5 protein-coding genes are annotated in these 6,243 nt (G+C 71.2%); all 5 read left to right on the top strand.

Annotated features, from left to right (window positions below):
- Positions 1-421, top strand: a 421-nt coding sequence (locus IB278_RS10325) for an acyl-CoA dehydrogenase C-terminal domain-containing protein (protein ID WP_192323357.1), incomplete at its 5' end; no start/stop codon positions are given.
- Between the two features lie 84 nt (positions 422-505).
- The gene (locus IB278_RS10320; protein WP_145747801.1) at positions 506-1,468 is read left to right on the top strand and encodes an NAD(P)H-dependent flavin oxidoreductase; all 963 of its coding nucleotides are present in this window, start codon (positions 506-508) and stop codon (positions 1,466-1,468) included.
- Complete coding sequence (locus tag IB278_RS10315) at positions 1,465-2,628, top strand: acyltransferase family protein (RefSeq protein WP_412556324.1); 1,164 nt, start codon at positions 1,465-1,467, stop codon at positions 2,626-2,628. Before IB278_RS10320 ends, IB278_RS10315 begins: the two co-directional genes overlap by 4 nt.
- Positions 2,629-2,789: 161 nt before the next feature.
- The gene (cydD, locus tag IB278_RS10310; protein WP_192323356.1) at positions 2,790-4,496 is read left to right on the top strand and encodes a thiol reductant ABC exporter subunit CydD; all 1,707 of its coding nucleotides are present in this window, start codon (positions 2,790-2,792) and stop codon (positions 4,494-4,496) included.
- Positions 4,493-6,199 carry an amino acid ABC transporter ATP-binding/permease protein gene (locus IB278_RS10305; RefSeq protein WP_192323355.1) on the top strand — a complete coding sequence of 569 codons (1,707 nt, stop codon included), beginning with the start codon at positions 4,493-4,495 and terminating at the stop codon, positions 6,197-6,199. Before cydD ends, IB278_RS10305 begins: the two co-directional genes overlap by 4 nt.
- The last annotated feature ends 44 nt before the right edge of the window (positions 6,200-6,243 follow it).

Below are 6,243 nucleotides of genomic sequence, written 5' to 3'. Positions count from 1 at the left end.
CGGCCAGACCGCCAGGGCCATTGCGGCGCAGATCGAGAAGACCGAAGCCGAGCTTGCCAAGAGCGACAGCAGCGCGGCCGCGGCGGCGGTGCTCAAGCGCCTGAAGGCCGCGCGCGAGGCTTTTGTGGAAGTGGTGGATTTCGTGGCGGGCCAGACCAAGGCCTCGCCCAACGCGGTGTTCGCGGGCAGCGTGCCCTACCTGATGCTCGCGGGCAACCTCGTGGCCGGCTGGCAGCTGGCGCGCTCGCTGATCATTGCGCAGGACCTTGCGTTGCACAACGTCGACGTGGACTTCATGCAGGCCAAGATCGCGACCGCCCGCTTCTACGCCGAGCACATCCTCGCCAAGGCGCCCGGGCTGCGCGACAGCATCGTCGATGGCGCGGAAAGCGTGACGGCGCTGGCGCTCGACGCCTTCTGATGACCCACGGCCCCGTGTCGCCCACCTGACGGGCGATGCAGGCCTTCCTCTTATATAAAACCGAACCCCATTCCCGGAGACGACATGTCGAAGCTGCCCCCCGTGCTCGCCAACCTGCCGCTGCCCATCATCGGCTCGCCGCTGTTCATCATCAGCAACCCCAAGCTCGTGATCGCGCAATGCAAGGCCGGCGTGGTCGGCTCGATGCCGGCGCTCAACGCCCGCCCCGCGGCCCAGCTCGAAGACTGGCTGGCCGAGATCACCGAGGAGCTCGCGGCCTACAACAAGGCCAACCCGGACAAGCCCGCCGCACCGTTCGCCATCAACCAGATCGTGCACAAGAGCAACGACCGGCTCGAGCACGACATGGAGATGGTCGTGAAGTACAAGGTGCCGATCGTCATCACCTCGCTGGGCGCGCGCACCGACGTGAACGATGCGGTGCACAGCTACGGCGGCGTCACGCTGCACGACATCATCAACAACAAGTTCGCGCAGAAGGCGATCGAGAAGGGCGCCGACGGCATCATTGCCGTGGCGGCCGGCGCCGGCGGCCATGCGGGCGTGAAGAGCCCGTTCGCGCTGGTGCAGGAAATCCGCCAGTGGTTCGACGGCCCCATTGCGCTGTCGGGCTCCATCGCCACCGGCGGCGCGGTGCTCGCGGCGCAGGCCATGGGTGCGGACTTCGCCTACATCGGCACCGCCTTCATCGCGACCGAGGAAGCGCGTGCGAGCGACGAGTACAAGCAGGCCATCGTGGATGGCACCTCGGACGACATCGTCTATTCCAGCCTCTTCACGGGCGTGCACGGCAACTACCTGGCGCCCAGCATCGTCAAGGCCGGCATGGACCCGGCCAACCTGCCCGAAGGCGACGTCAAGACCATGAACTTCGGCGGCGGCGAGGGCAGCAAGGCCAAGGCCTGGAAGGACATCTGGGGCTCGGGCCAGGGCATCGGCGCCGTGACCGAAGTGGCCAGCGCGGCCGCGTTCATCGAAAAGCTCAAGCGCGAATACCAGGAAGCAAGGCAGCGGCTCGCACTTTGAACGGCGCGCGCAACCCGGCGCCTGCCGCGGAGCCCGCGCAGCGCGGGCGGATGCCGCTGCTCGACATCGCCAAGGGCGTCGCTTGCGCGGTGATCGTCGGGCACCACCTGTCGCGCTACGGCACGATGCCGGTGGGCGCCTTCCTGCTGGCACCGGGCCTGCTGGGCTGGCTGGCCGATGACGGCCGGCTCGCGGTGCAGGTCTTCCTGGTGATTGCCGGCTTTCTTGCGGCTTCCAGCCTGGCACCCGACGGCTTGCTGCGCGTGGAGCGGCCGATGGCGCGCATCCTGCAGCGCTACGGCCGCCTGGTCATGCCCTACCTGGCGGCGCTCACGGTGTCGGTGCTGGTGGCCGCCCTGGTGCGCCCCTGGATGGCGGGCGACGACGTGCCGGCCGCGCCGAGCATCGGCCAGTTGCTTGCGCACGGCTTGCTGATACAGGACCTGCTGGGCTACGAGGCGCTGTCCACGGGCGTCTGGTACGTGGCCATCGACTTCCAGCTGTTCGTGCTGGCGCTGGCGCTCATGGGGCTTCCCGCGATGCTGCGGCGCGCACCGGCACCGGCTGCGGCTTCGTACGAGCGCTGGATTCCGGTGGCGCTGGTGTTGTGCCTGGCCACCGCTTCGCTGCTGCTCTTCAACCGCAACGCGGATCTCGACGGTACAGGGTTCTATTTCTTCGGCGCCTACGGGCTCGGCATGCTGGCCTTCTGGATCGGACGCGCGACGCGCGCGAGCACGTGGCGCAGTGCCATCGTGCTGCTCGCGCTGACCGGCGCGGGCGCGCTCGCGGTCGACTGGCGCAGCCGCATCGCCACCGCCCTGGTGAGCGCGCTGCTGATTGCCGTTGCGCAGCGGCGCGGCTGGCTCTCGCTCGGGCGCTGGCCGGATGCGGCCATGCCCTTGCAGCGGCTGGGCCGCATGTCGTATTCGCTGTTCCTGATCCACTTCCCGGTGCTGCTGGCCACCAATGCGGCGGCGGCGCAGCTGGGGCCGCATCCCGCCTGGATCGATGCGCTGGGCCTGGCCGCCACCTTCGGGCTTTCGGTGGCCGCTGCGCAGTTGCTGCACCGCAGCGTCGAGCTGCGGCCCGCGTCGTGGCGCGTGGTCGCGGCGCTGTTCGCAGCCCTGCTGGTCAGCGGAATGCTCGTCTCGCTCTGACCTGAGCCGCCCGCGCTGGCAGCGCAGGGCGCGGGCGGTTTTCACTGAAATGGTTGCAAGAGGGCGCCGGAGCGGTCACGCTCCCGGCTGCTTCAGGGTTTTTCCGCCTTTGATAAGATTGCGAATATTCAGTAAATACTGAAAATACAAAATATCAAGGAATGATCAAGCATCCTCCGCCACGGCCGCCGCTGCAGTTTTCTGCACGGCCGGATGCCGCAAGCCTCGTGCAGGGCGCCGCGGCGCTCACGTGGATTCCGCAGGCGGCGCTGCTGGCCATGGCTGTGCAGGGGCTGGCCTCGGGGCAGGGGATTTCGGCGGTGCAGTGGCCGGCCGGCGGCATCCTGCTGCTCGGCGTGCTGCGGGCTGTGTGCGAGGCATGGGGCGCAAGGCGCATCTTCGGACATGCAAGGGCGCAGCTCTCGGCGCTGCGCGCCCAGACTGCCTTCGCGCTGGCGGCCGGTTCGCCGCTGGACCGCGAGCGTGCCGCGTCCGGGCGCGCGGCCAGCGTTCTGGCCGAGCAGGCGGAAGCGCTGGTGCCGTATCTGGTGCGTTACCGGCCGGCACGCTGGCGCGCGATGGTGGTTCCGGCCGTCATCCTGGCGGCAGTGGCCAGCCTTTCGTGGGTGGCGGCACTCGTGCTGCTGGCTGCCGCTCCGCTCATCCCGCTTTTCATGGCCATCGTCGGCTGGCGCGCCAAGGCGGCGAGCGAGGCGCAGATGGTCGAGATGGGCGGCATGAACGCCTTCCTGCTCGACCGGCTGCGCGGGCTGGCCACGCTGCGCGCGCTCGATGCGGTGGAAGCGGCCGCCGAGCGGCTCGCGCAGGCGGCGCAGTCGCTGCGGGAACGGACCATGGCGGTGCTGCGCATCGCCTTCCTCTCGTCGGCGGTGCTGGAGCTTTTCTCGGCGCTGGGCGTGGCCATGGTGGCGGCGTACGTCGGCTTCCATCTGCTGGGCACCTTGGGCTTTGGTGCCTGGGGAGGCCAGCTGAGCCTGGGGGAAGGGCTGTTCATCCTGCTGCTCGCGCCGGCGTTCTTCGAACCGCTGCGCGAACTCTCGGCGGTCTGGCACGACCGCGCGGCCGGCGAGGCGGCACTGCAGGCGCTCGATGCGCTGCAAAGGCGCGCATTGCCCCTGCCTGGCGCGGACTCCCCGATCGCACGTGCCGCGACAGGCGCGGCCCGCGCAGGCTCCGCGCCCGCCGTCGTGATCCGCGACCTGCATTTCGCATGGCCGGGCGACGAGCGCCAGGTCTTCGAAGGCTTCGATCTGCGCATTGCGGCCGGCGAGCACGTGGCGCTCACGGGCGCGAGCGGCACGGGCAAGACGGCGCTGCTGTCGCTGATGGCGGGGCTGCTGCCGGCCGCGCGCGGCGAAATCTCCATCGGCGGCGTGCCGCTGTCCGATCGCACGGTGGGTGCGCTGCGCCAGCGCATCGCGTGGATGGGACAGAAGCCGCATGTGTTCGCGGGCTCGGTCGAATCCAACGTCGCGCTCGGGCGCGCGGGCGTGGGCGCCTCGCAGGTTGCGGCGGCGATGCGCTTCGCCTCGCTCGAGACGGTGGCGCAGGCGCATCCGGGCGTGGCGCTGGGCGAGGGTGGCATCGGCCTGTCGGGCGGCGAGGCGGTGCGCCTCGCGCTGGCGCGCATCGCGGTCCATCCGTGTGCCGACCTGCTGCTGGTGGACGAGCCCACCGCCCACCTCGACAGCGAAACCGCCACCCAGGTGGCCGACGCGCTGCTCGCCCTTGCGCGCGGAAAGACCCTGGTCGTCGCCACGCACGACCCGGTGCTGGCGGCGCGCATGCACCGCTCGATCCGCCTCGATGCCGAGCCGGCCGATGCGGCCTTGGAGCGCGCCGCATGAGCAGATCTCAGGGCGGCTGGCGCGATCTCCGGCTGGTGCTGCGGCCCTTCCTGGCAACGCAGCCTCGCGCGCTGCTGTGGGGCGGCCTGCTGGCGGCGGCCACCGTGCTGGTGGGCATGGCCTTGCTCGGCCTGTCGGGCTGGTTCATCACCGCGACGGCGCTGGCCGGCCTGCACGCGGCCACGGCCTTCACCTTCGACGTGTTCATGCCCTCGGCCGGCATCCGGCTGCTGGCGCTGGGACGCACCGCATCGCGCTACGGCGAGCGCCTGGTCACGCACGATGCAACCTTCGGCGTGCTCGCGGCATTGCGCGTGCGCCTGTTCCGCGGCTGGGCACGCCCCGGCGCGGCGCTCGAACTGGCGATGCGGCCGTCGCGGCTGCTGTTCCGGCTGACCTCCGACATCGATGCGCTGGAGTCGCTCTACCTGCGGCTGCTCGTGCCCGCTGCCGCGGCGCTGGGCGCGGCGCTGTTCGCAGGCGTGGTGCTCGGATTCATGCACGTCGGCGTGGGGCTCGCGCTGCTGCTGTGGCTGGTGGCCGCCGGCTGGGGCCTGGCACTGTTCATCGCGCGGCGCGCCCGGCGCCCGGCGGTGCGCCGCGCACATGGCATCGAGGCGCTGCGGGCGCGCACCGTCGACCTCGTCGCGGGCCAGACCGACCTGGTGATGGCGGGGCGCGCCGATGCGCAGCGCGACGCACTGATGAACGCCGACGCGCACCTGGCCAGGGTCGACCTTGCGCTGAACAGGCTCGAGACTTCGGCCGGCGCGGCCTACGGCGTGGCCGGCACGCTGACGCTGGCGGGCGTGCTGCTGGCGGTGGGCGCGCTCGTGGGCGAGGGCGCCATCGGCGCACCTGCCGCTGCGCTCGGGCTGCTGGTGGCGCTGACGGCCACGGAGCCTTTCGCGGCCCTCAGGCGCGGTGCGCTCGATGCCGGCCGCACCTGGCTCGCGGTCCGGCGCCTCGCGCCGCGCATGGCGCCTGGAGAGGCGCGGCCAGGCGTCGCCGCTGTCGAACCCGGCGCGGCTTGCGCAGTGAGCCTTTCCCACTTGGGCGCGGCGCATGCCGGCAGCAGCATTCCTGCGCTGAGCGATGTCTCGCTGGCCGTTGCCCCGGGCGAACGGGTGGCGCTGATCGGCGCGAGCGGCGCGGGCAAGTCGACGCTGCTCGGGGTGATCGCCGGAGAAATCGCACCATTGGCCGGCAGCGTCAACGCCCAGCCGGCCTGCCTCCTGACCCAGCGCACCGAGCTCTTCCAGGACAGCCTGCGCGACAACCTGCGGCTCGCCGATCCCGCCGCAGACGACACCCACCTCTGGAGCGCGCTGCAATCGGCCGGCCTTGCGAGCGACGTGCGTTCCTTCCCCGCCGGACTCGACACCCTGCTGGGCGAAGGGGGCCTGGGCCTTTCGGGTGGGCAGTCGCGCCGGCTCGCGCTCGCGCGGCTGCTGCTGCGTCCGGTGCCGCTCTGGCTGCTCGACGAGCCCACCGAGGCGCTGGACGCCGCCATCGCGCACGACGTGCTGCAGCGCCTGTCCAGGGAGGCCGGCCCGCGCACGCTGCTGATCGCCACGCACCTGCGACGCGAGGCCGCGCTGGCCGACCGCCTGGTGTACATGCGGCAGGGCCGCATCGTTGCCGACCTGCGGCGCGGCAGCCCCGCCTTCGACGCCGCACTGAATGTGCTGCGGCCCGACTGAACCGACAGAAGCCAAAGACCGACACAGGGAACACAAAGGAAGCC

Source organism: Variovorax sp. VRV01, assembly GCF_014852545.1.
GTDB classification, from domain to species: domain Bacteria; phylum Pseudomonadota; class Gammaproteobacteria; order Burkholderiales; family Burkholderiaceae_C; genus Variovorax; species Variovorax beijingensis_A.
The sequence above is the reverse complement of the archived record's forward strand: the minus strand, read 5'-3'. Positions and strand labels throughout refer to the sequence as shown.

Excerpts from the sequence above, each read along its gene's own strand:
- IB278_RS10320 (WP_145747801.1), top strand. The coding sequence starts at position 506 with ATGTCGAAGCTGCCCCCCGTGCTCGCCAACCTGCCGCTGCCCATCATC.
- cydD (WP_192323356.1), top strand. The coding sequence starts at position 2,790 with ATGATCAAGCATCCTCCGCCACGGCCGCCGCTGCAGTTTTCTGCACGG.
- IB278_RS10305 (WP_192323355.1), top strand. The coding sequence starts at position 4,493 with ATGAGCAGATCTCAGGGCGGCTGGCGCGATCTCCGGCTGGTGCTGCGG.